This window comes from Paenibacillus sp. FSL F4-0236 (assembly GCF_038000135.1).
Taxonomy (GTDB): Bacteria; Bacillota; Bacilli; order Paenibacillales; family Paenibacillaceae; genus Paenibacillus_AQ.
Genome location: NZ_JBBOBK010000001.1, coordinates 676946 through 702135, shown reverse-complemented (window position 1 = coordinate 702135; position 25190 = coordinate 676946). Strand labels below are relative to the sequence as shown.

Here is a 25190-nt window from a genome sequence, read left to right as displayed (position 1 = left end):
ATAAATAGATTTATAATTTCACAGCATGTCCGCCGTCAAAAAAGTACAGCCAAATCTCGCTGATCGGTTCTCCCAAAATATCATGTAATGCCTTGCTGTATAACTCTAGCTGAAAACGATATTTTTCCTTAAGCGCTTCTAACCCACCCTGATGTTCTAAAACAGAGTCCGTCTTATAGTCTAACAGAATAATCCGGTCCTCCTCGCGGAACAGGCAGTCAATCACCCCTTGGATCAGCACTCCTTCACTAAAGCCTTCATTATTATTTCCATGGCTTAGCTCTGAGACGGCTTTATTCATATAATCGAGCCCTCCATAAGCCTCGCCTGCGGGAAGCATATAACTGAACGGCATTTCTCTAAGCTTCCAAGAAGAATCTATTAATCTACGACCAAGCTCATTCGTATAAAAAGTCTCTATCTGATCGGGGGATACCGCCTCCACCTGCTCAGCAGTTAGAATAGCTAATCTCTGCAAACGGGCTAATGTTTCTTCCACAACTTTAGAATCAACAGAACCCTCCAGCGGAATATGCTGCATAACCGTATGGTAGGCTGTCCCACGCTCCGCTGGGGTTAGACTGCGCTTTTCCATAAATTTCGGACGCCGCAAATGCAGACTGTCTGCTCCTGCCACATCTGTACGTTTATTGTTTTCTGTTGAGGTGACAGGATAGCCACCTTCCTCTAGGAGATCATAAGAAGGCTGGTCCTGCATCGACAACAAAGATTTCAACTCTGTAACAGAGGTTTTGGCAGGAATACCAGAGGCAGCCGCAAACGGATAGGGCCATTCTAGTCTTCTAGCAATTTCATCGCTATTCACTGATCCATAGACACTTACAGATTCACCTTTTTGCAGCGCCTTGAGTACAGATTGACGTTCTTCTGCTTTGTCCTCTGAGTTATCCGAAGGAAGGAACGCCCCGGAATTCAGTTCGGAAGCATTCTGCACACTGATGCTCCAGTTCGAGACATCGCTGTGCAGCACTGTCGAGACTGTGCCTTCAGAGCCGCCTAGCTTCCGAAGAATAGCCGCCGCCGGATGCCGGATCAATGCCGGTCCAACCCAGTCCAAATAGCTGCGACCCCGGGCTAGTAAATGATCAGCAAGCAGTAGCTCATCCCGATTCTGCACACTGCTCCAGCTAGCAATTTTCCGTGGTAAATCTCTTACGGTACCGACTAGAATCATCTTATCTCTCGGACGAGTTAAAGCTACATATAATACCCGCATTTCCTCAGCCAATAATTCAAGTCGTGTACGACGATTAATAGCCAAATAAGGAAGCGTTGGGTAGCTGACCCGTGTTTCCCGCTCCACAAAACGTGGCCCGAAGCCAAGCTCTTTGTGCATCAGGAAAGGAGAATGCAGATCCTGTCGATTAAACTGCTTGGCCATACCCGCTATAAAAACAACAGGAAACTCTAAGCCTTTGGATTTATGGATGGTCATAATTCTGACCCCATTGCCCTCTTCGCCACCACCAGCTACACCAAGATCTCCGCCATTCTCACGAAGCCGTGAAATGAACACCAGAAAACGGAACAACCCACGCGCCGCAGTATCATTCTCAAATTGAACAGCCCGATCATACAAAGCTTTAAGATTGTTCTGTCGCTGTGAGCCTCCAGGCAAGCCTCCAACCCATTCCAGATAGCCGCTCTCACCATAAATACGCCAGATCAGCTCACTGAGACTGCCTTGTCTAGCTGCATCTCTCCAGCTTTCAAGCCGTTCTAGAAAATTCTTAAGCTTTTGCTTCAGCTTTAGGCTGATTTGCGGTAAAGCTCCACTTCCAGATTCCACCTCATTAATGATTTCATCATTATTATCTGAGGTAACTTTCTCTTCCGCTGCACTTGCTGTTTCTATCACATGAGCCGAGAAAAGATCGTATTCTTCCTCAGCTTCGTTTGCATCTTGCATGTTCGCTGCCATTTGTACAGCACGATAGAAAGAACCATGGCTGTACATCCGAACTTTAGCCAGTTCCTCTTCAGTTAAACCAACAACAGGTGAACGAAGCACACCAGCGAGTGGAATATCCTGCTGAGGATTATCGACTATTTTTAAGAGTGAGAGTGCAATTTCTACTTCTGTAGCTTCAAAATAGCCTTTATTCAGATCCCCGTAAGCAGGGATTCCCTCCATCCGAAGCTCTTCAATAATTAAAGGGGTCCATATTCTCGCCGAACGAAGCAAAATCACGATATCACCATAAATCACTGGGCGCATAATCTTAAGCCCTTTATCATAAATAAGCAGCGGAGATCCGCCATTCAGGCCAGTCATCTGTAAAATGCGGCGAGCAATCGCCCGTGCTTCCAGTTGCGCAGTCTCACTTTCAATAGCTTCACTTTCCTGAAGTGGAGTCTCACCGTCCTCAGTCTCTTCTAATTTACCTGCTGCCGCTCCGCGATCGATCAATAATAGCTCTGGTGCAAAAAAAGTATCTGGCCCCTTCTCTGCTGCACCCGGGAAATTCGCTCCATACACAAGCTCAGCACGTTCGTCATAATTAATCTCCGCCACTGTCTCGTTCATAATCTGCCGAAAAATCATATTTACGGCATTTACAACCTCCATACGACTACGGAAATTACGGGCTAGATCGATAACCGAACCGCCGGACGATTCATTAGGCTTCTCAGATAACTCGCTTAACTCGGATTCGCCAACTGTATTACTGCCACCTCCGGCATTCTTAGAGCCAAAGCTACGGTATTTATCCAGGAACAGCCCCGGCTCTGCCAGACGGAACCGATAAATACTTTGCTTCATATCTCCGACCATAAATCGGTTACCAGGTGTTTCGCGGGAGATAAGCCGCACAATCTCTTCTTGCACACTATTCGTATCCTGATATTCATCTAACAGGACCTCATCGAATTGGGCACGGTACTCCATCGCTGCATCAGAAGGCAGGGAATGGCCTGGTAGAGAATCATGATGGCGCAAAATTTGCAGACAATAATGCTCCAAATCACTAAAGTCGACGAGACCCCGTCCTGCTTTTTCGATTCGATAACGTTCACCGAACGCTATCACCGTCTCAGCAAGCTCTGCCATAAGAGGAGCCGCCTCGTTCAGTTCTCTCAAAAAAACATCTGCAGGACGGCCAAACAATGCCTTCTGAAGATCTAAAATACTCTTCTTCACACTATCGCGCAGTTCTTTAACCATTTCCTGCAGTCCAGGATCTGTCGAATCCTTCTTACAAGCTTTCAATTTTCCAAAGTATACTTCCATGAAAATATCATATAATTCTGCCCATGGCCGTTCATTCACAGCCTCCTGCAATGCATTTACCATCTCAAGGTCAGTCGTCAAATTCTCGGCATAAGGCGCCGGACCACCCGGCTGTAGCGCGATCTCCCGGCCTTGGATAAGCTGACTGGCTGCACCCGCAAGGGTCAGCTTCGCTTCTTCAAGAATACTTAGCACCCAAGGAGTTCGACCTAAGCTATCTGTGTCTGGTAATGAGAAATCAGCTGCGGTATCACGAAGCCACTGCTCTGGCCAAGGATGGCTGCGGGCATAATCATGCAGTCGCTGTATGAGCGCATGTACCGCATCATCGCTGCGTTCACCACTGAACCAGTCAGCAAGCTGTACAAATACGCTATCCGCGCCATCTTCACCTACTTCACCGTATTTTTCCTCCAGCAGCTCTTGAAGCAGCTCCTGCCGCATCATCTCTGCTTCATGTTCGTTCAGGATACGGAAACCAGGATCTATAGGAATAATCTGATAATAACGCCGGATCACTTCCAGACAGAAGGAGTGTAGTGTTGTAATCGAGGCTTTCCCGAGCAACGACAGCTGACGGCGTAAATGGTCATTCTCTCCATTCTCCTCAAGCTCCCGATCTAGTGCTTCCCTAATCCGCTGGCGCATCTCGGCAGCAGCAGCTTTGGTAAACGTAGCTACTAGCAATCTATCTACGCTAAAGCCATTCTCTTCCTTGCTGATTTTGCGAATAATCCGTTCTACAAGTACCGCTGTCTTACCGGAACCTGCCGCCGCGGCAACGAGGATATCATCACCGCTCTCAGCGATGGCGCGCCACTGGTCATCACTCCATATGCTTCCTTCCGGTTTCGCTTCTATTTCAGACTTCATACTCACGGTGTAGTTCCTCCTTTGCGGGACAGCAGATCCCAAATAACGTCCTTCCCTGGCTTACCCAGATTGTTGTAGCCATTGCCTTCCACGGCTTCATCGAACTGGCAGACGGGTCTAAAGGAACAGAATGTGCAGGCTGTCTCTTGCCCAATCCGGTATGGCTCAATCGCCACATCACCTTCCGTAATGCGTGTCCCGATATCCGAGATCGTTCCCCGAACGGATGATAATAAGTGTCCCCATTGCTCTGGTGTAGCTACAGAAGCACTACTATAAAAACTGCCATCAGCTTTTACTGCTACAGGCACGATAGAAGAATACCCTTTGTCTAAAGTCGTATCCATCAGGGATACTACCTCGCGGTCTGCTGTAAGCAGTCCTTTCATCTTGAAGCGTTTCAGCAATTCTTGTTCTGCCTGTTCCTTGTTCATCCCGTTAGATGAGGTTAACAGTGGGTCATGTACGTGGAAATACAGTGTCCCTGCTGGAAGCGCCGGTTGCCCGAGCCATTGCTCCGAGTACGTAAGCAGCACATCCAGATAGGTCAGCATCTGTAGCGATAATCCATAGTACACCTCGTGCAGCTTGAGGTCTTTTTGACTCGATTTATAGTCAATCACCCGCAGAAGAATTCCATTCTCTCCTCGGGCCATGTCTACACGGTCAATCCGTCCAACAACCTCCATCACACAGCCATTCGGCAGCGTAATTCTTAAAGGAGGCAACTCCTTATCCGGTCCAAAATCCAGCTCCAGCCCTACCGGCTCAAAGCTGCCTCGGCGGGCATGCTCGCCCAGAATTACAGAAGCACGTCCAACAATATTTTTCAGCTTGCGTGAGATGTATCCGTAACGTTTAGAGCTCATCAGAATTTCACCCTGCAGCATCGGCGATAAACGTTCTACCGTCTCACTTGCCTCACGCCGACATTCCTCTGGAGACAAGCTTCCCCAGCCGCGGCCCTCTTCTTTCAGTCTTACCGCCATGTCACTTAACGCAGCATGGAACAGTTGTCCAATATCAGGTGCTTGCAGCTTATATAGCTGGCGTTCCTTCAGTCTAAGTCCGTAAGATGCAAAATGGGAGAAGGAACAAGCAACAAACTTCTCCATCCGGGACACACTGCCTCGCAGTGTCGATCCACCGTACAATCTAAGGCTTGTTCCACGTTTTAGCTTCGTTCCCACGTTACGGTAGAACAATGAACTGAGCAGACGTTTCAATTCGAGACTACGAATATCATCAGCAGCGAACCAGTTATACACATCCCACCATAATTCAGGTATCTCCGTCCCCTGGCGCCACTGGCGTAGCTGCATAATCAATGCACGAAGACTCTGTTCTGGATGACCAATGTAACCGAGGTGAATGGAATCTCTGACTTCTTCTGGTAGTCCTGCAGGTGGAAGTGCTGCCAAGCTGTGCTCATGAACCCTTGGGAACATTCTATGCAAATGACGGATTACCTCAGAGGGAAGAAGCGCCTTGCCCTCATCATCAGCAGTGGCGTAGCTAATCCAGAGCTTTCGACTTCCTGTCGTTAGCGCATTATAGATCAAAAACCGCTCGTCCAGCAGCTTACGAGAAGCACCAGGAGCAAGCTCCATACCGGCGTTCTCAAGCACAGAGCGTTCGCCTTCCGAGAGAATTCCATCCTCCTTAAACTGCGCAGGCACAACACCTTCATTAAATCCAAGCAAAAAAGCGTATTTAACTCCCGTTGGTCGAGTCCGATCCATGTTACCAACCAGTACTTGATCAAGCGCGGGAGGAACAAGTCCCATCTTAAGCTCAGCAAGTCCTGTCTCTAGGACTCCGGTGAACACATCAAATTCAAGTCTCTCGTTGCCCATCATCTCGACGATCTGATCTAGCAGATCAAGCACTGCACCCCACAGCTGACTATGTTCTCTAGCCTTCTCGGGTTGCCCCTTCTCCATAGCACCGACACTAAGTTTCTCCAGCTTCCGAGCAACATCCGTCTCATCAAGCAGCTTGTACACTGCGGTACATAGTTCAAGGCCGCTTCTACTCTTCTGTATCCGTTTCTCAAAAGCAAATAGAGGACCCGTTATACGAGCACGGCATCGCTCCATTGTAGCAAGCAGTTCTTCATCCATCTGTCTGCCGCCTTCCAGCGACAAGCTAGGAATCCCTTTCCATGAACGGCCATCCGTCCAGCGATACCCTTGAATCCCACAAGCCAGCACATAATTCTCTAAGGCGTCCATATCCTCACGCGTAATACTACCGTCCAGCGGTAGCAAAAGCTCTGTCTTTACACAGCGGAATACATCCTCGAAGCGCCAGCGTCGACGCACCACATCCAATGCGGAACGTACAAACTCTACCAATGGATGGTGCAGCTCATTTACCTTCTGATCCAGAAAAAAAGGTACTCCGTAATCTTGGAACAACGGTTTAATCAGTTGCTCGTAATCTCCAATATTACGCATCAATACGGCCATTTCACCATATTTTGCACCTTCATCTCGCGCCAGTCTGATCATTTCACGCAGTGCTCCCTCAACCTCTGCTCTGTGAGAAACTGCTGCGCCTATAGATATCGCTTCATTTGCCAGTTCATCTGCACCCATCCAGACCTTTCGGCGGTCATATCCCCTTTCGAGATGAGCAAGAACAGGACTTTCTTCAAAACGCGGAAGAACCGCTGGCTCCAGAAGCTCGTCCCACACATCAATGCCTAGCTCTTCAGCTATTCCACACAGTTTAATGTAAGTAACCGCAGTTGGGTGAAACAATTCAAGCTCATTCAACTGATCTCCATAGGGATACGAACGATCAAGTGTAAGGGACACGGTCAGCTTCGATGCTTGCTGCATCAATTCACGAAGCACTACGAATTCCTGCGGGGTAAAGCCGTGGAACCCATCTACCCAAATCTCCGCCCCGCGAATGTAAGAGGAATCAGGAATATGCTCAGCTAGTTCCGCTAAACGATCCTCTTCGTCGATATAGAGGCGTGACATTTCCTTCTCTAAATCGCTGAATACCAGCTGTAAATCATCCAGCTTGCCTTCAAGAATAGGACTTCTTGCAATAGCGCCTCGCATTGCGGATAACTGCTCCTCTAAATCAGAGGAAGCCAAGCAGCAACGCTTCATCTCCGTATGCAGTTGATTCAACCGTTCGACAAAACCCGGTCTGTCGGCAGAGGCACCGAATAATTTCAGTTCCTCTTTACGGCGACTGATGATTTTGTAAATCAACATCTTTTTACCTTCTTCACTGATCGGCAGACTAGCGCTGCCTCCAGTTTCCTGTTTCACTCGATAGGCAAGCCGAGAAAAGCTCAGTGTCTGCGCCCGAATGCTTCCCTTCACATTCCCTACGGTCAAAAGCCCCCGTTCTGCTCCAAAGGAACCTTGTTCCGGTACAAGAATAATGATCGGCGCGCCAAGAGGCTCCTTCTCTAATGAAGAAGAAATAGACTCCCATATTTTTGTTGTCTTGCCACTACCAGAGCGGCCTAGTAAAAAGGTTACCGACATAAATGATAGACTCCTTCCGTAGCGGAGAAAATGTATATGATACAAGGTGAAATACTCACCGTTTGATAATGTTCAAATGAAAAAGTTCAGTCGTTCCTCGTCCCCTCAGTATAACATAGCTGCACATATCAGAACATGCGTTTGCTAGTATTTTCTAATGATTTACAATAAAAAAGCTACGAAGTAAACAGCAACTATTGTATTTTGGTGACTTGCTGTTTAGTATTTCTAGTTTGTTAAGCAAGAAACATGATTCCTTAATCAAAAAAAGCCGCTAAATTAGCGACTTTCAATCAAATATTTTTCTTTTCCTAAACCTTTCCTTTGTATTTCATCTAACATGAGCGTTTCTTAATGAACAGTTGTATCTGATAATCCCACTGCAATATTCCAGTCACAATAATGTTATGAAGAACAAAATCTGGACACACATCGTATTCCGTCTTTGCCCTTTCAAGTAAATTTTGTAATACAGCATTCTTATTCTCTTCGGTACAAATTGCACACAGATAGTCCCCTTCTGGTAGCACAGTCAGCCCCTCTAAAGACGGATATTTCAAGCAAACAGCAAATAATCGTGTTATTCCTTCAGTCGTGAACATTCCTGCCATATCTTCAAACAGAAATTGTGAATGCAGAGACGTTTCAATTTGTTGATAGAAATGTCTGTGATAGTCCCATAAATTCTTAAGTGTGGGGCTTTCCATTTTATTCGAAAGCATAATTACCCTTTCCTCTATGTGTCTGACAAAGTAATTTTCACTTTGACTATAACCATCGTGGAACTTATTTTCATAATGTAGATAGGCACGTTTAATTTTCGATTTTGCATACTGCAGACGAGCAATTTTATCGTCTGCTCTTTTTTCTGCTTGTTTTAGAAATGCAATTACTTTAGAGAGATCATTCTGCTGCAAAATATCTTTAATATCCATTAAAGTAAGGTCCATTGCTTTGAGCAGTTCAATGGTTTGCAGCTTTACGAGCTCCTGCTCGGAATAGTATCGATATCCCGACAATTCATCTTTATGGCATGGCTTGACTAATCCAATACGATCATAGTGCCGCAAGGTCTCAGTGGTCATCTCTACGATCTCTGCTGCTTGCTTAATTGTAAAATAGTTGTTCATATCTACCCTCTTGACCTTTTTGTAACACAAAAGTTTATGATGATTAAAACATATGCGACTGATAAACGCAACGAAATACAAAATGAATTTATTACCAGAGAGGAAGGCAAATATGAAGAACTAAATCATGTATCAAAGGATTATCCTTTGTTGTATATCGGAATTTGTCTGCATGGCAGCTTAAGATTGGCATTCGTAGGACTGGCTATATTTAAAAGAAAAATGATTTAACGAAGGAGCATTTTACAATGAAAAGTACTGCAAAAAAATTACTAACTACTATAGGCACATTGGTGACACTATTGATATCATTAGCAGGATGTTCCTCCGACTCCACTTCCATGGAGGAAAAAAATTACACCATACCTGCCCAAAAGATTGATACCTTAACAATTGATGTAAAGGACAAAAAAATAAATATCCTCAAATCTAAAGATGAACAAATTCATATTGTTTACTATGAAAGTGAGAAAGATTTTTACAAGATTGATCTATCTGACGATAAAGAACTGTCAATGGTAAGTGACAGTAATAAGGAATGGAACGACTATATCGGAGGAAAAGGCTCGCAAGTAACCAGAACTATTCAGGTATCGATACCTGATGCAACTTTAAAAAATTTGACTTTAAAAACATCAAATGAAAGTATTGTATTACCGACAATCGTGTTTTTAGGGACAGTGGAAGTAAACATAAATAACGGAAATATCCAACTGGACAAATTGAATGTAGGAACGGCTATAACCCTTGAAACAAAAAACGGAAATATTAGCGGTTCAATTTCAGGGTCATATGATGATTTCGCGATCTTAAGCAAGGTAAAGAAAGGAGATAGCAATTTGCCTGCCAATAAAGAGAATGGTTCGAAAAAATTATCTGCTTATACAAATAACGGCGATATTACCTTACAATTTTCTGAGTAGCCAGTAGTTAAATATTGGCTCGTATGAAATCAAATACAAGGGATAACCCCTGTTTCACTTTTGAAACTTCTGGTCCTACCTCTTCGACTATTCCACCGGCCTATAACCGATAAAATATCCGTCTTGTAATGGAAAATCACCTTGATAAAATTGTTGATCCGACCCGTAAATCGATTATCTGATGATGTACCCGAGGCCCAAAATTAAGCTTGATCGTGACTTCCATCCAAATAAAGTATAAGCCGCATTACAGCGGCTTATACTTTCTGGATTACATTCGGATTCAGGAGTCGCTATTCATGAATTTCGTGCTGTTTTGGCAACTTTTCGGACTAAGCGGACATACCTTGTTAATCCCGAATCTTACTCTTCTTAGAACATAGCAAAAAATCCGTAAAAAGAGGCCTCGATCGAAGACTCCTTTACGGATTAAAATCCATTACTTATATTTGAACAGCCAGCTTATTTCTTACTCCGCACTTCAAAAATCGCAAACTTCAGATAGTGTCCTTCGTTAACGCCTAGAATCTGCGGATGGTCTTTGCCTGCGGCACGCCATTCCACAAGTCTCAATACTTTACCTGCATCTTTAGCCGCGTCGGCAATTGTCTCAAGGAATAGATCCGGCTGCATGTGGTAAGAACAACTTGCAGTAACCAAATATCCGCCTTCGTTCACCAGCTTCATGCCGTGTAGATTAATATCCTTGTAACCACGGCAAGCACCTGCTACTGCACTTTTAGTTTTCGCAAACGCTGGAGGGTCTAGGATAACTACATCCCAAGTTTTACCTCCACCTGCTGTCATCGGCTTGGAGGTATCCGTTTTGGTTGTTTTGCCTCTGGATTTAGCATTTGTGGACGCTACTGTTGTTTCCGTTCCGCTTGCAATCGTCGCCCGCTCCGAACGTTCCTCCAGACCTTTTACCTGATTGCGCAGGTAAGCAAAAGCATCATCCACTACAAATTCCACTCGATCACTAAAGCCATTCAGCTCCACATTGACCTTGGCACTCTCTATGGCATGAGCGGAAACGTCAAGGCAGGTTACTTTTTTCGCACCATACTTGCAAGCATGCAGAGTGAAGCTGCCTGTGTGAGAGAAACATTCCAGCACTGTAGCACCATCCCAATAAGGGAAGGTTACGTGTTTACCACTCTTGTTTACCGGCAAAGTTTGTAACGAGCCATCTTCTGCTTCGATTTCTTGCAGCGTAATGCCACTTCGTCCACCCCAGCCCTTCATGAGTGGGGCAATGGATGCTCTATTCTCACGCTGATCAAAGAAGTAGCCTGTCTTTTGGCCCTCTTCGATATCTACTACCAGCTTAAGGCCATTCTCACTTACGGTAACATGACGTGGGCATTCCCCGTACAGCACACCTGTAGTCTGCTCCATCCCTTCCAGTTCGCGCACGCTAACATCACTGCGTTCATAAATACCACGCGGTGCCATAATCTGTACAAGTGCTTCAACAATCTCTGCACGGCGCTTGTCCATTCCAAGTGTAAGGAGCTGCACAACCAGAATATCCCCGAATCGATCCACAATAAGCCCTGGCAAAAAGTCCGCCTCTCCATAAACCAAACGGTAAGCATCTGCCCCAGGAAGGAAACGTTCTCTATGCTGTAGACAATTTGTAAACCGTTCTGCGAAAAAAGCGGTGTCCATTATAGCCAACGGTCCCTGTGATACAATTCTCACCCGAATCTGCGATGCTGGATTGTAATATCCTACAGCCAGAAACCGGCCTTGATGATTTAGGACATCTACTAATCCCCCTGCTTCTGGGTTTCCTTCAACTGATGCAACTTCACCTGCGTAGACCCATGGATGGCCCTGTTCTAATCTTTTTTTGCGATTGCGTTCTAAAATAACCGATGCCAATGACTTCAACTCCCTGTTTCTCTAAAAATGATTTTATACATGTCCTACTTGTTACTTTCATATATTGGTGTACAACCCTCGTCCAAAGGAGTATGCCCTATGTTCCGTGAACTGCTTTTCCCTATCATATATGGTCTTATTATCTTTCTGGCTGGCATGAAGCTTATGGAAACAGCCTTGTCCAAGCTCGCAGGCCCTCTGATGACTAGAAGCCTTAATAAGGCTACCTCTACACCAATCAAAGGAATGATTGCCAGTAGCTTGCTGTCGGCCCTGCTTCAGAGCAGCACGGCTGTAACCGTGCTAACGATCGGTATGGTGAATGCCGGCCTGCTCACCTATGCTCGTACACTAGGCATTATCTTAGGTAGCAACATCGGCACTACTTTGACCACAGAACTGATCGGACTTCAGATCAATTCCATGGCCTCCCCATTGCTGGCTGCCTCGCTGAGTCTGTGGGCAGCTGCGGTTATAGCAGGCGAGTTACCACATACGTCACGGGCGGTAGCACTGTGCCGGAAAATATCAGAGCCGCTGCAATTCATCAGCCTGGCTGTATCAGGATTCGCCTTAGTCTTATGGGGAATCGCAGTCATGCAATCCATCGGCGGAACTCTTCAAGAGAGTGGCCTATTCCTCTGGTTCCTGAATCATGCCGCCACAAGTGCCCTATGGGGACTCGCCGCAGGTGCCTGCTTAACTGCCCTGTTACATAGCAGCGCAGCAGTTATCGCCATGGCCATGGGTATTGCCGCCTCGGGTGCCATGCCGCCAGAGCTCGGCATAGCCATCGTGCTCGGTGCTAATGTCGGTACCTGCGTCACGGCAGTCATTGCTTCCATCGGCGGCTCATCTTCCGGCGTCTTCGTCGCTTGGTCGCATGTTGCGCTCAATGTAGGCGGTGCGCTACTGTTTCTACCTCTAATCGGTCCCCTACAAACAACTGCTGCATGGATTGGCGGAGGAGCCGCCTCACAAATCGCCCATGCACAGACTATTTTTAATGTAGTATGCTCGCTAATCGCACTGCCATTATGTTACCTGCCTGTATGGTCAAGACTGGAGAAACGTCTTCAATCGTAACAATATACTGTAACGCCTGATCCCAAACTTTCCACAACTGTACTATTATACTTCAATCGAAAATATTATAAAACCGCGATCCATCGTAAAAAGTGATTACCGTCGAAGATATTGCGATCAGAGCGAATAAGATTAAAGCAATATAGTCATTTCTTGAGAACGGACGACTGCTGTACCAAGTCCGTTTTCTATTAGTTCCGAAGCCACGTAACTCCATAGCCGTACTAATATTCTCAATTCGCTCAATGCTAGTCAGAATCAAGGGCATTAGAATCGAAATGATATTTTTAAGCCGCTTAGGCAACTTTTCTTTTCGAGAAATGTCTATTCCCCGTGCCTGAGCAGAGAACGATATATTCTCATAATCTCTTTGGATATCCGGAATGTACCGCAGCGCAAGCGATACAGAATATGCAATTTTATAATTCACGCCAATCCGGTTTAAAGATGCTGCGAATTCACTAGGATTTGTCGTTAGAAGGAACAACAGTGCCATAGGAATGACTACTGCATACTTAAGGGCAATATTTAATTGATAGAATAGCTGCTCATATGTAACGGTATACCGACCTACAAGATGAACAATATCATGACGTGAACCGTAAACCTTTACACCTTCCAAAGGAGAAAAAATAAAGATAGCTATATGATTAAGCACAAAGAAGATCAGGATAAAATAAAGTACGAAAGCATAATCCTGAAATTGAACTTTAGAGACTCTAAAGGCAATCAAACTAAATAATAGCATCACTATTAAACATCTTGTATCATATGTAATCATCCCTGTCACAGACCACACTATAAATAAAATCAGCTTAGTAGCGCCTGTAAGACGGTGAATAGGTGAATCTTGCTTCGTAAAAGTTAACATTGTGGCCTTCATCCGCCCCGGCTCCTCCTGTCGTATGCAATAAATCTTCTTACGAACTCTTCTGGCTGATCCAATTGGACCTTCATAGCCAATGTAAATAGTGAGGTCTCTTTCAAATTAGCATTCTTCACTACTTCTATATTGGTTAATACTAGCTCAGGGCTATCATCAGCAAGCTTAACACCATCAGACAACACTACAGCTCTATCGGCATACTCCAGCATAAGATGCATATCATGCGTAATCATAATGACCGTCATTCCCTGTTCCCGAAGCGTCAAAAGAAATTCCATCATTTCGTTGTAGTGCCTATAATCCTGTGCTGCAGTCGGCTCATCTAATATGATCACTTCCGGCTCCAGGATCATAATAGAAGCAATAGTCACACGTTTCTTCTGTCCGTAGCTGAGCGCAGAGATGGGCCAGCTACGAAAAGCGTATAGACCGCATATTTTCAAAACATGATGCACTCGCTCACGAATAATCTCCTCGGACACCCCTCGTAATTTAAGGCCTAGCGCAACCTCATCATATAAAAGCGTCTTAGAAATCATATGATTAGGATTCTGCATCACGAAACCGATCCGCTCTGCCCGCTCCTTAATCGTATCCTTGGCAATATCCCTTCCGTTCATCAATATCGAACCGGAAGTGGGCTTATAAAAGCCACAGATAAGCTTAGATACCGTGGATTTCCCGGCACCATTTCTCCCAGCTATACAGACCATTTCTCCTTTATGAATAAGAAGGTTAAGTTTATGAAGTACTGGTCTGCTCTTCTCATAACCGAATGAAACATCATGTAACTCAAGGATAGGTAGACTCTCACGTTTATCCTGCTGCGAATTATTATTATCATACCAGTACTCAAGCTTGCTGGAGCAAGAGTCCAGCCGAATTTCATCTATATGCTGTGGATTCATATCTGATGCAATCGTACATCCTGCATACTTTAAAGCCGTTAAATAGAGAGGTTCCCGAATACCTACTTCTGAAAGTAAGCGAGTGCTTAATAGCTCAGCGGCTGGCATATCCGCCGCAATGCGTCCGTCATGGATCACAATAATGCGGTCCACCGCACGGTGAAGTACTTCCTCGAGTCTGTGCTCGATAATAATAACCGTTTTACGGGTCTCTTTTTGCACTCGGTCAATAAGCTCAATCGCTTTTGTGCCGGTATATGGATCTAAGTTTGCCAAAGGCTCATCAAACAACAGGATGTCCACATTACCAACCAGAACACCAGCTAAGGTTGTTTTCTGCTTCTGACCACCTGACAATTCCTGAGGTGACGCTCCCAAATATTCGTGGATATCCACGGCTGTTGCCGCAGCCACTACCTTTTCTATCATTTCGGCCTGTTGAACCGCGTGATTCTCCAGACTGAAGGCGATATCCTCACCAACCGTTAATCCAACAAATTGTCCATCCGGGTCTTGTAGTACAGTCCCGACCTGATCCGACAATGCCGCAATACTAAGTTCTTTCTGCTCCAGACCCATAATTCGCAATGACCCAGACATTTCACCTTTATAGGCAAAAGGGATGAGTCCGTTTATACAATGAGCCAGTGTACTTTTTCCAGAACCAGAGGGTCCCACAATAAGTACCTTCTCCCCTTCGGCAATCGTTAAGTTGATATCTGTGAGTGTAGGCTCCTGCTGTGCTCGATATTGAAAACTAAAATCCTTAAATTCAATCACTGCTTTTTTCATCCTTGACCTTCCTCTTAGCTTCGTTTGAAGAATTTCACTTCCATTATATGTTTTACAGCCATAAAAAAGCCGGTGATCTCCACCGGCTTTTGGTTTGGATTATATGCTACTCAGGCTTCTCTGGTCAAGCTGCCTTGCTTCGTTCTTGTCTTTGCATATGCAATTGCGAGTAGTGAGCCAATCACTGCTACAGTGACTATATTGGATGCTCCGGCGATAAGTCCTTGTGTGAATACTTTATTCGCTGGTTCTGCATAGATTAGAATATCCAGTACAGGAGCTACTAAGAACCAGGCGATTGCGTTTGCTACAATCTGGGCTAGATTAAAACGAATCAGTTCCTTTCGTCCGAACTCCCCGTCATGAATCCCAATTCTAGCCACAAGCAGACCAACAACGAGCCCAACAATTCCAGAAGCGATCACCCAACTGAACCAAGGGGAACCATAAAAAATCGCATCCTTCAATGTATGTCCGATCAGGCCAATGAGTAATCCGGCAAACGGACCGTACAACAGTGCGAACAATGCCAGTAAAGCGTATGTAGTCTCAATGTTAGTGTTTGGAATTCCGGATGGAATCGAACCGAACCTGCCCAAAATAACGAATAAAGCAGAACCGATACCAATCGCAACAATCGTCTTAATCGATAACACCTTTTGTTTTGCCATATTTTCATCTCCCCCAACGCTTCTCTTTTATTTTATGTAATTATACATCGGAATAGTCGGAATTAATATAGATTAAAATAAAAAAATCTGCAAAGCAACATTAATGTTGGCTTTGCAGACCCAGACCACTTATAGAGTTATTATATGATTTGCTTTATCTATTTCACAGTAACGGTTACCGTCACTGTCTTGGTGCCAATCTTTCCTTTAATGGATGCCGTTCCTTTGCTCACAGCTACAATCTGACCGCTAGCAGATACTCTAGCTACAGAAGGCTTAGAGCTAGTCCACGCCGCACTTCCAGTAACAATAGCAGTCTTCCCCGTATCATACTGCGCAATCACAACCGCATTCTGAACAGCTCCCGGAGCCATCTTCAGTCTATTTTCGTTGACAGTCAACTTCAATAGCTTAGGAACTACATTAATTTTGACACTAGCAGCGAGCCCTTGGTAAGAACCTGATAACGTCGCAGTTCCCTCTGTTATGGCTTTAACAGATGTACTTTTAACCGTAGCAACTGCTTCATTCGAGGACTCCCAATTCATGCTGCTGGAGATATTCCCCGTCTTACCATTAGAGTAGTAAGCCGTTACCTTTATGGATTTAGAACCTTTAATATTCAATTCAATCGCATTCGGTTCTACAACAATTTTAGTAACCTTTTGTTCAATAGTAACCGGGATACTAATAGTCTTATTAGCGTAGGTTCCCTTTAAAGTGGCAGAACCCTTCACCAGTCCTTTGATTACCTTGCCGGAAGAGGTTGTCTTGATAATTGCATTCGTACCGGTAATCTCCCATTCCATAGTACTTGTAGCATCGAGTTCATTCCCATTTTCCATCACAGCTTTGACTTCAGGAACAGCCTTCTCTTCACCAGTAACAATCACAACGTTTTCCTCTGGTCCGAGCAAAATATGAACCTTATCTTTAACTGTAACACTCACTACAACACTTTTTTCCCGGATAGCCGCTTTGGAGGAGGTAGGATTCTCTGATTTTATTTTGCCGACAATATTAACAGTACCAGCCTTTTCAGCAACGAGCTTGCCATCCTTGATGGTGGCGATCTCATCGTTGGCAGAAGTCCACTCGATTTCTTGACTGAGATCCAGTTTCGTTCCATCTAGCTTGGTTCCGTTGACCTTTGGCAAACTAACGGAATCCTCTGTGTACATGTCCAGTTCCTTTTTATCAGCTTCCAACTCAGTAATCGTAGGATATACCGTCAACTTAAAGCTTTTACTAATCCCTCTGTACTCTGCTTTAATAACCGATGTTCCCACTGCTTTTGCGGTGATCGCTGCAGCATCAGTACCCGCAGTAACCGTCGCCGCGAGTTGGTTGTCCGAACTCCATACTGCACTACTGGATACATTCGGAGTGGAATTCGCAGCATCTCTAACTTCTGCTTTAACGTTCAAGCTCTCACCCATAAACAAGAATTGATCGCCTGATGGAGTAAGCAATAACGCCTCGTAAGGAGCACGTACATATACATCCACAGTTTGTGTAATCCCCAGATAAGATACTGTAATTACAGCTTTTCCTGCGGACAGTACTTTGATTTCTCCCTTGTCTACAGTAGCGACACTTGTATTAGAAGATGACCATTCCGCTTTCTCTGAAATATCATTTGCGGTCGTCTTTGTAGTCTCTTTGGTAAACGCAGCTACTTTCACCGGATTATCGCCAACGAGCATTTCAATTTCCTTAATTACGATGCCCTTATCATTTTTAAGCTCAATTTCAGAATAAGGCAATTTGACTACAGCTTTAAAGGTTGCTGTTAGATCCTTGTATTTGGCAGTAATGGTTGAGGTACCTTCACCCGCCAGTGTGATTTTACCTTCTGCAATCGTCAATACGCTTGTATTGGAGCTGCTCCAAGTGGTATCAGCCGTTACATCCTTGGCAGAAGTCGCTGTTTCGCCACCAATCGCATTGGCTTTGACCAACAGTTTATCCTCTTCGTCACCCAATTTATAGTTCCCTTCGGAGCTATATTCAAGCTTCAATTCTTTGATCGGATGTGAAACCTCTACTTCTATAGTAGCGAGTGCATGATTATAAGTAGCTGTAATAATAGCCTTTCCGCTATCTATTGGAGTCAATAAGCCATTTACTACTTTTACAGCGTTAGTGTTAGAAGAATTCCATACCACTGCACCGGTCACATCTCTTTTGGAGGAGGACCCTTCCACATTCGCATATACCTTCAGTTGCTTTGGCGTTTGTCCAACCGTAAGCTGCACTTTGGCTGAGCTTTCAAACTCAATCGAGTTGATGTCGCCGGCAGCTGCAAAGACACTTACCGGAAAAACCGCAGTAGCTAACAATATCATGATGAGGAGCATTTTCGTCATTTTCCTGTACACAGTCATTTGTTCTCTCCCTTAGGTTATAATGTCGTTTGGTGGTTTATCCCCACACTCTTTTACTTATATCGACAATTGTACACCAAGTGTTTACCCTATAACTCCATAAAGCCAAATTCAGGACTTTCAGACTAGATAATCAGGTGAAGTGTTGATCAATATATTAGGAAGTAATATGCTAGCTACTACATTCTTTTTTTGAACCAAGGGGGCTACGATGAGTATAGAGAACTTTCAACTAGAGACAATCCCTACTCCAAAAGAGGAGGATAGCTTCCTTAAAGGGGTAAAAGATTACCTTGATAAGTCTGATGCTTTATGCCGGTTCAGCACAGTTTATAGCTGCTGGAATGATAGCTGTAAGCAGCTCGCCTGTTGCTATTATCGTTACGATATTTATCGTGAATCTTCGTCATATTTTGCTTAGTGCAGCTCTTTCACCTTATTTCCGGCATCTTACCCCACTGAGAAATATGCTGGTTGGAACCCTGCTGACAGATGAGACCTTTGGAGTTGCTATTAATCAAACAGTGAATAAGCAACAAATCAGTGAAAAATGGATGCATGGCCTTAATCTCACTGCCTATTTAAATTGGTTTATTGCGAATATAGCAGGAGCTTTTTTGGCACAGTGGATTTCTGATCCAGATCAATTCGGTCTACAGTTTGCTTTACCTGCCATGTTCATTGGCATCCTTGTTATTTCCATGATTGATCGTAATAAAATAAAACTTGATTTAGTTGTCGCAATCCTAGCAGTAATCATCGCTGTAGCTAGCTCCTTCGTATTCTCCGGTAGTGTGGGTGTCATTATTGCAACGGTCATTGCGTCAACAGTAGGGATGGTGCTTGAAAAATGGAAGTGAGATGGGATGTATTTTTGATTATTCTAGGGGCGGCTTTGGTAACCTTCATACCCAGGGTGGTTCCATTAATGATTCTAAGCCGATTCGAATTGCCTGAATGGGGAATGCGCTGGTTAAATTATGTTCCTATCTCTGTTATGGCGGCACTAATAGGGCAGGAGATCCTCTTAAATGATGGAAAATTCTCGCCTATAGCTAATAACGTTGAGCTTTTTGCCGCAATCCCTACTTTTTGGATCGCTATTAAGACCCGGAGTTTGCTAGGAACTGTACTGGTTGGGATTGTTTCGATCATGATCCTGCGGATGTTTTTTTGATCATGCAGGGGACCCCAAAAGCAATGAGTTACCGTGGCTGCTGCTCCCCTCCGTCTCTTATCTGACCACTTCTTGGCGCTACTCGTAAGAATTCGTTATCAGGAATAGCTGCATTATTTCTGCGTAACAATCAAGATTCATCATGCCAGTTTCGTCCACAAAAGAGTTAAAAAGATGACATAGTACAAGTCATTTATAGTGATTGTAAGCGAGAGTTTCTCTTTCAGGCGCTCCGCACCACCTTCTCAGCGATATCTGGGGGATTTATACCCCTCTTTCTCACGTTTCACACCTTCCAGACGATATCTGGGGGATTTATACCCCTCTTTCTCACGTTTCACACCTTTCGAGCGATATCTGGGGGATTTATACCCCTCTTTTTCATCTTTCGCGCCTTTCGGGCGATATCTGGGGGATTTATACCCCTCTTTCTCACGTTTCACACCTTTTGGGCGATATCTGGGGGATTTATACCCCTCTTTCTCACCTTTCACGCCTTCCGGGCGATAGGGGCGCAGTTTTGGGCTTCTTTACAAAATCACTGCTAATATATGTACCACTTTTCCAAGAATATTGTCCCTGGAGTCCGAAAGTATGCTCAAATGGCTAAAAAGTATGCTGGTATCTCCATAGAAAACCCCAAGATTAGGAGAGAGCTATGCCTCTCCCATGTAGCAGCTATTCCTCTGCTATGCGGTTGCATTTCTCAGCTAACGCCAAACACACAAAGGAGCAATTCTCCATTAACGGAGAATTGCTCCTTTACTGTCTTTTAAATAACGTCTATTCCTTAACGAACAGCCAGCTTAAGACCGCTCTGACTAACCCCGACCAATTCGCCTCGGCATTCGTTCACACCAGCTTCGGTGATCTTCACCTCACAAAGTTCTCCTTGAAGTGAATCCTCTCCATCAAAGAAGACCTGCAAATAGTTGTCGCTGAATCCATGCTGGATATTGCGGCCCGGAGCTCCTTTAGCGGATCTTTCCGGAATCACACTTAGCGTCTGTCCTACAAACTTACGGGCATATGCTAATTGCATTTCTTCGGATAGATCAATCAGCTCCTGCACGCGTAAATTTTTGATCTCCTCATCGATCTGATTCTCCATCCGCGCTGCAGGAGTACCTGTCCGCTTGGAATAAGGGAATACATGCATCTCCGAGTAATTTACAGCCTTCATGAAATCGTATCCGGCACGGAACATCTCATCGGTCTCACCCGGGAATCCAACGATAACGTCAGTGGTAATCCCGACATCTGGCATCGCCTGGCGGATCAATTGCATTTTGGCGTAATACTCTTCTGTCGTATATTTACGGCGCATCGCTTTCAGCACATCATTATGACCGGCTTGTAACGGAATATGCAGATGACGGCACATTTTGGAGGAACGGTTCAGCACCTCAAGCAGCTTCTCATCAATCTGACTAGCTTCGATAGAACTGATACGCACTCGTTCCAGACCATCTACCTTATCTAGATCCCACAGTAAATCGGCTAGACGGTAATTATCAAGATCATCACCGTAACCACCAGTATGAATACCCGTTAGTACAAACTCCTTATACCCTGCTTCTACCAATTGATGCGCTTGAGCTACGATGCTTTTTGGATCACGACTGCGGGAAAGTCCACGCGACCATGGAATGATGCAGAAGGTGCAGAAGTTGTTACAACCATCCTGAATCTTCATAAAAGCACGCGTCCGATCCGCAAAGCCTGGCACATCCATCTCTTCGAACTCACGTGTCTTCATAATATTACGCACAGCATTGACCGGCTGACGTGAGGCTTCAATATTCTTCACATGTGTCATGATCTGATCGCGGTCCTGGTTACCGATGACAAGGTCAACTCCAGGAATATCTAGAATCTCCCCAGGAGAGGTTTGTGCGTAGCAGCCTGTTACGGCTACGATGGCCTCTGGATTACGGCGCACGGCACGTCGGATCATTTGACGGCTTTTTTTGTCACCTGTGTTAGTTACTGTACAAGTATTAATCAGATATACATCGGCGGGACCCTCGAAATCAACCTGCTCGTAACCTTCATTTTTAAATAGCTGCCAAATGGCTTCGGTATCATAGAAATTCACTTTACAACCTAAAGTATAAAACGCTACGGATGGCATCTCTTAAGCTCCTCCCATTTCTCCAGATTCATATAATATACAAGCAGCGGCAACCATGCCCGCTGTCTCACAGCGCAGAATTCGCCGTCCTAGTCCTACGGATACTGCACCGGCTTCTTCTGCCTTGAGGCATTCCTCCGGAGTAAAACCTCCTTCAGGACCTACCACAACCATAACTTTCCCGCCAGACTGCGGCGAAAGCGATGCTAACCATGGAGCGACGCTGCTTCGAAGCTGTAAGCCTTCCTCTTTTTCATAACAGAAATAAACAGCATCATACTCACTAAAAGTCTGCAAAAGCTGCTTCCAGGACAACGGTGACCCTACAGACGGAACGATGTTCCGATGAGCCTGTTCGGCAGCTTCCTTACAAATTTTACGCCAGCGATCCAGTCGTTTGCTTTCTTTACGCTCGTCGTATTGCACTATTGTGCGTTCTGACAGAAAAGGAACAAAGCCTACAGCACCAATCTCTGTACACTTCTGAATGACAGTTTCCATCTTATCGGCTTTAGGCAAGCTCTGAGCGACTGTAATTTTAATTCGAGGTTCATGCGTCATCTCCAGGGACTCCAAAATGTTCACAGTGACTTCCCCAATTTCAATCTGCGCAATCTCTACTAATGCCTCACGGGAAACACCATCGCTAACAATAAGCTTGTCCCCTGCCTTACCACGCATCACTTTAGCGATATGACGGGCGTCTTCCCCATCAATTCTCACGGTATCCGCACCAAACTGCTCCGGTGTAACGAAATATCGCTGCATCTCATCATCATCCTGTTCATAAATTCAGTAACAAGTATAAACGCCTTCGGCGTCCTTATAAGGACGGTAAGCGTTTAATCGAAAAATATAAGTCATAAAGTATAGAGTGATACTTATACTTTCATATATTTGAAGAAACGGCTTAGTCGCCCTTATAAGAACGTCACCCGTTTCTTCAAGAAATATAAGGCTTGGTCAGACGAAAATTAACGATCAAATTTTGATCAAATTACATAATACAATGTTTGACAAAGGTTGAACAGACTTCATCCCTTGCCTTAGCTGCCAAAAATTCTTAGAGACAGCTGTACAAAGGTTATCGACATTTCACTAGCCCACGTGGCAAGTGGGTCAATCGTATACGTCCGTAGACCGGGAATAAACAATATCAATAAAAAGAGAAATACAGCCCATTGTTCAAATTGCTGTAATTTGCCGCGGATCGAACGTGGGGCGATATCTTCCACAATCCGATAACCATCCAGTGGCGGTAGCGGAATAAGGTTGAATAGAAACAAGAAGAAATTCCATTGAATGAAAGCGCCAAAGAACCGATTTACAGCCTCAAGCACGCGATCATTCGAGATCGTCTCCAAAACTCCAGTTGCCGCAAGTGCACCGTATATTATAGCACCAATAATTCCTAAGAGCAGGTTACTGATTGGTCCCGCAGCTGACACGATGACTCCCATGAGACGAGGACGACTAAAGTTATCGCGGTTTACCGGAACTGGACGTGCCCAACCGAAGCCAGCAACAAGCAGCAGCAAAATACCAAAGAAATCGAAATGAACAGCAGGATTAAGCGTCATACGGCCAAGTAATCTTGCTGTTGGGTCACCGAACTTATTCGCGAAATAAGCATGACTGAATTCATGTACTGTAAAAGCAATTAAAATTGTAATGAGCAGGAAAGGAAGCTGATCTAAATCTACTCGAATTATATTTTGTAATATATCCATCTTTACCTCTTTCCGGCTGTAAACGCCACCCAATCTTCCTCACGGGATATTTCAATAATCTCAAAACCAGAAGCTTTCAGCGCGTTCGCTACAAGTCCTTCTTTATCTTTATATATACCTGAGGTAATGTAGAGGCCTCCAGGCTGAAGCGCGCGGTACACATCATCCGTAAACAATACGATGATTTCCGCCAAAATATTCGCAACTACAATTTGTACAGGCAATGTCACGCCAAGGCTGCCTTCTTGCTCTTGCTTAGCAGGAACGGCTCCTTCTAGTGAGTGACCAGGTCTAGCGGATGGCCACATCTCTCCAGCCGCTGTATCAGCTACGCCTTCCCCGCCCAGCAGCGATAGAAGATCGCTCTCTTTTACCGTTATGGATGATTCAAGCTTGTTAAGGGCTACATTCTCCCGTGCACTTTCCACAGCCACCGGATCTAAATCTAAGGCCAATACGGATTTTGCACCTAGCAGCATCGCACCTACAGCCAGAATTCCTGAACCGGTGCCGACATCGATAACTTCTTCACCGCCGCTAATATTCTTTTCAAGTGCACGGAGGCACAGAGCTGTTGTAGGGTGAGTCCCAGTACCAAATGCCATCCCAGGGTCGATCTCAATGATGGCTTCATCTGGACTCTCAGGCGTATATTCCTCCCAGGTTGGTTTAATGGTAAGACGTTTGGATACGCGTAGCGGTTTGAAATATTGCTTCCAAGCATGCGCCCATTCGTCTTCATCCACAGTCTTCCAAGAAATCAACGCTTTGCCTGGATCAATCCCGTACTCATGCAATTCGGCTACCCGTGGAGTCAATTCTTCTATAACAGCATCCATATCTGTGGAATCGGCATAATACCCTTTTATGACCGCTTCCCCTTCAGGAATATCATTCAAAGGTTGGTCGTACAATTCACCGTAACGTGTATCCCGTTCTTTATTCAGTGTGCCGGATTCCTCGATAGAAACCCCACCCGCACCAGCTTCATATAAAAAATTCGAAATCATTTCCTGTGCTTCTTCTGTTGTATGTATCGTCACTTCATGCCATAACATCTTTATGTAATCCTCCTAAAAGTTTTGTGAGCATTTGCTTCATTGATTTACTTCGTGCAAAACTCACTTCGAAAGCATAGGCTTAGTTTTGTGAGCATTTGCTTCATTGATTTACTTCGTGCAAAACTCGCTTCGAAAGCATTCGCTTCATAGTATAACATTTCTTATTGGTGTAACGCCAAACTACAGCTCAACGACCTGCGACGTCCTCTTTACGCCTAAAAAAGCAGTTGAGCGAATGATCATCCACCATCCCCGATGCCTGCATAAAAGCATAGCATATTGTAGTACCCACAAACTTCATGCCTTTCTTCTTTAATGCCTTACTCATCTCATCAGACTGAGCCGTCGAAGCAGGTACATCTGCACGAGTCTTCCAATGATTAATAGTTGGCACACCTCCGACAAAGCTCCAGAGATACTCTGCAAAGCTGCCATATTCCTCGCAAATTTGCAAATACACACCCGCATTACGAATGATAGCATCAATTTTCAATCGATTTCTAATAATCCCTGGATCACTCATTAGCTCTGCCATTTTGGCTTTATCATAATGGACAATCTTATTTGGATCAAATCCGTCAAATACCTCTCTGAAACGCGCCCGTTTTTTTAGTACCGTGTACCAGCTCAGCCCTGCCTGCATCCCTTCCAGCATAAGCAATTCAAACAGCTTTTGGTCACCATATAGAGGCTTTCCCCACTCTTCATCATGATAGGCAATATATAGAGGATCATCATTGACCCAAGCACAGCGAGTTACTTCCATCATTTCCTCCC

16 protein-coding genes and 1 pseudogene are annotated in these 25190 nt (G+C 44.8%); 4 read left to right on the top strand and 13 right to left on the bottom strand.

Annotated elements, in window-relative coordinates; translation table 11 throughout:
• Positions 1-10 precede the first annotated feature (10 nt).
• The 3 genes from addA to NSQ29_RS03180 form a co-directional block, all read right to left on the bottom strand.
• Entirely contained in the window at positions 11-4126 is a 4116-nt protein-coding gene (addA, locus tag NSQ29_RS03190; protein ID WP_341126722.1) for a helicase-exonuclease AddAB subunit AddA, read from the bottom strand.
• 2 nt (positions 4127-4128) lie between these two features.
• Positions 4129-7641, bottom strand: coding sequence for a helicase-exonuclease AddAB subunit AddB (gene addB / locus NSQ29_RS03185; RefSeq protein WP_341124359.1), 3513 nt, complete (start codon positions 7639-7641; stop codon positions 4129-4131).
• 335 nt (positions 7642-7976) lie between these two features.
• Positions 7977-8771 (bottom strand): MerR family transcriptional regulator, encoded by a 795-nt coding sequence (locus NSQ29_RS03180; RefSeq protein ID WP_341124358.1) that lies wholly within the window; start codon positions 8769-8771, stop codon positions 7977-7979.
• Positions 8772-9019: 248 nt separating this feature from the next.
• On the opposite strand from NSQ29_RS03180, the gene NSQ29_RS03175 reads away from it, so the two are divergent.
• Positions 9020-9694 carry a DUF4097 family beta strand repeat-containing protein gene (locus NSQ29_RS03175; protein ID WP_341124357.1) on the top strand — a complete coding sequence of 225 codons (675 nt, stop codon included), beginning with the start codon at positions 9020-9022 and terminating at the stop codon, positions 9692-9694.
• A 462-nt stretch (positions 9695-10156) separates the two neighbouring features.
• Here NSQ29_RS03175 and NSQ29_RS03170 read toward each other — a convergent pair whose 3' ends face one another.
• Positions 10157-11581 (bottom strand): class I SAM-dependent rRNA methyltransferase, encoded by a 1425-nt coding sequence (locus tag NSQ29_RS03170; protein ID WP_341124356.1) that lies wholly within the window; start codon positions 11579-11581, stop codon positions 10157-10159.
• Between the two features lie 99 nt (positions 11582-11680).
• Here NSQ29_RS03170 and NSQ29_RS03165 point away from each other — a divergent pair, with 99 nt between their 5' ends.
• Positions 11681-12667 carry a Na/Pi cotransporter family protein gene (locus NSQ29_RS03165; protein ID WP_341124355.1) on the top strand — a complete coding sequence of 329 codons (987 nt, stop codon included), beginning with the start codon at positions 11681-11683 and terminating at the stop codon, positions 12665-12667.
• Between the two features lie 52 nt (positions 12668-12719).
• Here the strand turns inward: NSQ29_RS03165 and NSQ29_RS03160 are convergent, their stop codons facing one another.
• From NSQ29_RS03160 to NSQ29_RS03145, 4 genes are all read right to left on the bottom strand, one after another.
• A complete protein-coding gene (locus tag NSQ29_RS03160; RefSeq protein ID WP_042190968.1) occupies positions 12720-13550 on the bottom strand; it encodes an energy-coupling factor transporter transmembrane component T family protein in 831 nt (276 codons plus the stop codon).
• A complete protein-coding gene (locus tag NSQ29_RS03155; RefSeq protein WP_341124354.1) occupies positions 13547-15253 on the bottom strand; it encodes an ABC transporter ATP-binding protein in 1707 nt (568 codons plus the stop codon). Before NSQ29_RS03155 ends, NSQ29_RS03160 begins: the two co-directional genes overlap by 4 nt.
• 110 nt (positions 15254-15363) lie before the next feature.
• A complete protein-coding gene (locus NSQ29_RS03150) occupies positions 15364-15924 on the bottom strand; it encodes an ECF-type riboflavin transporter substrate-binding protein (RefSeq protein ID WP_042190972.1) in 561 nt (186 codons plus the stop codon).
• A 158-nt stretch (positions 15925-16082) separates the two neighbouring features.
• The gene (locus tag NSQ29_RS03145; protein WP_341124353.1) at positions 16083-18311 is read right to left on the bottom strand and encodes a hypothetical protein; all 2229 of its coding nucleotides are present in this window, start codon (positions 18309-18311) and stop codon (positions 16083-16085) included.
• Positions 18312-18595: 284 nt separating this feature from the next.
• Here NSQ29_RS03145 and NSQ29_RS03140 point away from each other — a divergent pair.
• A pseudogene (locus NSQ29_RS03140) lies at positions 18596-19171 on the top strand (AzlC family ABC transporter permease); the annotation flags it as partial.
• Positions 19162-19488 (top strand): AzlD domain-containing protein, encoded by a 327-nt coding sequence (locus NSQ29_RS03135; protein WP_341059756.1) that lies wholly within the window; start codon positions 19162-19164, stop codon positions 19486-19488. The pseudogene NSQ29_RS03140 and the gene NSQ29_RS03135, both read left to right, overlap by 10 nt.
• A 790-nt stretch (positions 19489-20278) precedes the next feature.
• Here NSQ29_RS03135 and mtaB read toward each other — a convergent pair.
• The 5 genes from mtaB to NSQ29_RS03110 form a co-directional block, all read right to left on the bottom strand.
• Positions 20279-21622 carry a tRNA (N(6)-L-threonylcarbamoyladenosine(37)-C(2))-methylthiotransferase MtaB gene (mtaB, locus tag NSQ29_RS03130; RefSeq protein ID WP_340972269.1) on the bottom strand — a complete coding sequence of 448 codons (1344 nt, stop codon included), beginning with the start codon at positions 21620-21622 and terminating at the stop codon, positions 20279-20281.
• Positions 21623-21625: 3 nt separating this feature from the next.
• Positions 21626-22390, bottom strand: coding sequence for an RsmE family RNA methyltransferase (locus NSQ29_RS03125; RefSeq protein ID WP_042190982.1), 765 nt, complete (start codon positions 22388-22390; stop codon positions 21626-21628).
• Between the two features lie 278 nt (positions 22391-22668).
• Positions 22669-23352: a site-2 protease family protein gene (locus NSQ29_RS03120; protein ID WP_076284800.1), complete on the bottom strand. Its 684-nt coding sequence runs from the start codon at positions 23350-23352 to the stop codon at positions 22669-22671.
• A 2-nt stretch (positions 23353-23354) separates the two neighbouring features.
• On the bottom strand, positions 23355-24410 hold the full coding sequence (prmA, locus tag NSQ29_RS03115) for a 50S ribosomal protein L11 methyltransferase (RefSeq protein ID WP_076299675.1): 1056 nt from the start codon (positions 24408-24410) through the stop codon (positions 23355-23357).
• A 190-nt stretch (positions 24411-24600) separates the two neighbouring features.
• Positions 24601-25179 (bottom strand): DNA-3-methyladenine glycosylase I, encoded by a 579-nt coding sequence (locus NSQ29_RS03110; RefSeq protein ID WP_341126721.1) that lies wholly within the window; start codon positions 25177-25179, stop codon positions 24601-24603.
• Between the last annotated feature and the right edge of the window lie 11 nt (positions 25180-25190).

Excerpts from the sequence above, each read along its gene's own strand:
- addA (WP_341126722.1), bottom strand. The coding sequence starts at position 4,126 with ATGAAGTCTGAAATAGAAGCGAAACCGGAAGGAAGCATATGGAGTGAT.
- addB (WP_341124359.1), bottom strand. The coding sequence starts at position 7,641 with ATGTCGGTAACCTTTTTACTAGGCCGCTCTGGTAGTGGCAAGACAACA.
- NSQ29_RS03180 (WP_341124358.1), bottom strand. The coding sequence starts at position 8,771 with ATGAACAACTATTTTACAATTAAGCAAGCAGCAGAGATCGTAGAGATG.
- NSQ29_RS03175 (WP_341124357.1), top strand. The coding sequence starts at position 9,020 with ATGAAAAGTACTGCAAAAAAATTACTAACTACTATAGGCACATTGGTG.
- NSQ29_RS03165 (WP_341124355.1), top strand. The coding sequence starts at position 11,681 with ATGTTCCGTGAACTGCTTTTCCCTATCATATATGGTCTTATTATCTTT.
- NSQ29_RS03160 (WP_042190968.1), bottom strand. The coding sequence starts at position 13,550 with ATGAAGGCCACAATGTTAACTTTTACGAAGCAAGATTCACCTATTCAC.
- NSQ29_RS03155 (WP_341124354.1), bottom strand. The coding sequence starts at position 15,253 with ATGAAAAAAGCAGTGATTGAATTTAAGGATTTTAGTTTTCAATATCGA.
- NSQ29_RS03150 (WP_042190972.1), bottom strand. The coding sequence starts at position 15,924 with ATGGCAAAACAAAAGGTGTTATCGATTAAGACGATTGTTGCGATTGGT.
- NSQ29_RS03145 (WP_341124353.1), bottom strand. The coding sequence starts at position 18,311 with ATGACTGTGTACAGGAAAATGACGAAAATGCTCCTCATCATGATATTG.
- NSQ29_RS03135 (WP_341059756.1), top strand. The coding sequence starts at position 19,162 with ATGGAAGTGAGATGGGATGTATTTTTGATTATTCTAGGGGCGGCTTTG.
- mtaB (WP_340972269.1), bottom strand. The coding sequence starts at position 21,622 with ATGCCATCCGTAGCGTTTTATACTTTAGGTTGTAAAGTGAATTTCTAT.
- NSQ29_RS03125 (WP_042190982.1), bottom strand. The coding sequence starts at position 22,390 with ATGCAGCGATATTTCGTTACACCGGAGCAGTTTGGTGCGGATACCGTG.
- NSQ29_RS03120 (WP_076284800.1), bottom strand. The coding sequence starts at position 23,352 with ATGGATATATTACAAAATATAATTCGAGTAGATTTAGATCAGCTTCCT.
- prmA (WP_076299675.1), bottom strand. The coding sequence starts at position 24,410 with ATGTTATGGCATGAAGTGACGATACATACAACAGAAGAAGCACAGGAA.
- NSQ29_RS03110 (WP_341126721.1), bottom strand. The coding sequence starts at position 25,179 with ATGGAAGTAACTCGCTGTGCTTGGGTCAATGATGATCCTCTATATATT.